The sequence below is a fragment of the Nocardia sp. NPDC004722 genome (assembly GCF_053601505.1).
Genome location: NZ_JBSGBY010000928.1, coordinates 1 through 2238, shown reverse-complemented (window position 1 = coordinate 2238; position 2238 = coordinate 1). Strand labels below are relative to the sequence as shown.

At 67.8% G+C, this 2238-nt stretch carries 3 protein-coding genes; 2 read left to right on the top strand and 1 reads right to left on the bottom strand.

The window, feature by feature from the left end; all coding sequences use genetic code 11:
- The first annotated feature begins 222 nt into the window (after positions 1 to 222).
- Positions 223 to 738 (top strand): hypothetical protein, encoded by a 516-nt coding sequence (locus tag ACWELQ_RS44160; protein ID WP_452402926.1) that lies wholly within the window; start codon positions 223 to 225, stop codon positions 736 to 738.
- Between the two features lie 127 nt (positions 739 to 865).
- Here ACWELQ_RS44160 and ACWELQ_RS44155 read toward each other — a convergent pair whose 3' ends face one another.
- Complete coding sequence (locus ACWELQ_RS44155; RefSeq protein WP_452402925.1) at positions 866 to 1420, bottom strand: AAA family ATPase; 555 nt, start codon at positions 1418 to 1420, stop codon at positions 866 to 868.
- Between the two features lie 71 nt (positions 1421 to 1491).
- Here ACWELQ_RS44155 and ACWELQ_RS44150 point away from each other — a divergent pair, with 71 nt between their 5' ends.
- Positions 1492 to 2226: a YdcF family protein gene (locus tag ACWELQ_RS44150; protein ID WP_452402924.1), complete on the top strand. Its 735-nt coding sequence runs from the start codon at positions 1492 to 1494 to the stop codon at positions 2224 to 2226.
- Positions 2227 to 2238 lie beyond the last annotated feature (12 nt).

Genomic DNA, 2238 nt, shown 5'->3' with positions numbered 1-2238 from the left:
CGCATCGATCCCGACCCATCGATGAGTGAAGCGCGATCGAGTCAAAGATGCGCCGCGCGAAGCGTATTCGATACCAGCGGTTATGACAAGATCGACATCAATAGGCAACGTTTGGCAAATTTAAGAGTGCGGTGTGGCGAGTGTGAGGATCCGGTCTCGAAAAACTGGACGATCGACTCCCGACGATGCTTTCCGCGTTACGGACCAGTAGCGTCGCCACTCGTGAACAAGCATCTGAAGATCGGACGCGTCGCGATCGCCGGACTGGCCGTCGTGACCGCCCTCGGACTGTCCGCGTGTGGCAGCGGGGACAAGCCGGGCACCACCAAGCCCGCCAAGACCAGCACCGCCCAGACCACCGCCGCGGCGCAGGGCAGCAGCAACTACCCGCCGGTCCCGACCGCCGCAGACCTCAACACCCAGCTGCAGCAGGGCCTCGACCCCAACACCCCCAACGAGGCCAAGCTCGACCTGCTGCAGGGCGTCTCCGTCGACCCGACCCTGCCGCAGCGGCTGACCGACTTCTACAAGCAGGCCAACGCCACCGTCACCGTCACCCACGTCACCGACCTGGGCAACGGCACCCTCACCGCCGACGCCGACTTCGCGCTGTCCGGCGGCCAGCCGCAGAAGGCCGTCGTCCCCTTCGTCGCCGAGGACGGCAAGTGGAAGGTCCAGAAGGACTGGATCTGCAACATGCTGTCGCTGGGCAACCAGACCTCCCCCGCCTGCAGCTGATCGCGGCTCGATGAGCAGCGCACGCCGAGATCGTCCGCCCCGGCGGTCTCGATCACGGCGTGCGCCTCACACCGTCAGGCGCGCGACAGGGCACTGCCGGGCGATAAGCAGCGAGCGGTAGGCGCTCTCACCGAGCGATGGGCTCGGCACGGGCGAGGATCTCGTCCACCGTCTCGTCGACGGTCAGATCCGAAGTGTCGAGCCAAAGCCCCAGGCGGGGTGTGGTTTCGCGTAGACCGGTGTCGAGGTCGGCGACGGTGAAGATGCCGTAGGCGGTCTTGGCGCGGGCGGCTTCCCGCCGGGCGACCACGGCCGGGCTGGGCGCCAGGACCACGACATACAGTGGGTCGGTGCGGATCTGGTCGATCAGATAGGGCAGCATCTCGCCGAGCACGACATCCTGCACGACGGCGGTCAGCCCCTCGGCCACGTAGGCGTCGGCGGCCACGGCGGCCTGCCGGTGCCGTAACCGCAACTGCGCGAGGGCTTCGGGACTCGGCGCGGGAGACATGTCCTCGCGACCGGAGACGACGAAGCGGCGGAAGACATCCCCGCGGACATGCGCGGAGCGCGGGAAGCGTTCGGCGAGCGCCTGTGCCACAGTCGATTTCCCCGCGGCTTGGATTCCGGTGATCAGATAGACCGCGGGCGGGGCGTCGGCGATCGGCGTGAATCCGGTCATGACCCGAACGTAGCCGCCGGGAGTATCCCGCGCAGCCGCATTTCCGCACGGCCCGCCGATATGATTGCCGAATGTTTGCCTTTGCCGTGGGTGCGGTGCTGCTGGCCTGGTTCACGCTGCGGATGTACCGGGAACCACGCCGCTTCGGCAACGGCGTACTGCTGCTCATCGCACTGGCCTTCGCCACGCTCGGGCTGCTGAGCATCGATCACGACAGCCCGCTGACGATCGTGGTGCTCGTCGTCATCCTCACCTCGCCGCTGCTGCTCCTGGTCCTCGCCGGGTTGCTGATGATCAACGGAGTGCAGATGTGGCGGCGCGAGGGGCGGCGGGTCGCGAACCTGCTGTCGTTCGGGCTCGGCCTGGCGCTGCTGTCGCCGTACGTGATGTTCGTTGTCGAGTTCGAGCTGCAGAACCCCTGGCTCACCGCGGTTTTCGGCTCCATCCTGCTGGTCGAGAGCTATCTGGGATTCGTGCTGGTGGCGTTTCTGCTCTACACCGTCGTCTACCTGCGCTGGCCGTACCAGGCGGGCATGGGCGCGATCGTGGTGCACGGCTCCGGCCTGATCGGCTCCCGGGTGCCGCCCCTGCTGGCGGCCCGTCTCGACCGCGCCCTCGAGGTGTACGCCGCCGAGGTCGCCGCGGGCGGCGCCCCGATGCTGGTGACCAGCGGCGGCAAGGGCTCCGACGAATCCGCCGCCGAAGCCGACGCCATGGCCGACTATCTCATCGCCAAGGGCCTCACCCCGACCGCCTGGCCCACAGGCAGGATCAGCTGCGCCGGGTCGCCGTCGTGCTGCGGGTAGATCGTCCGCAGG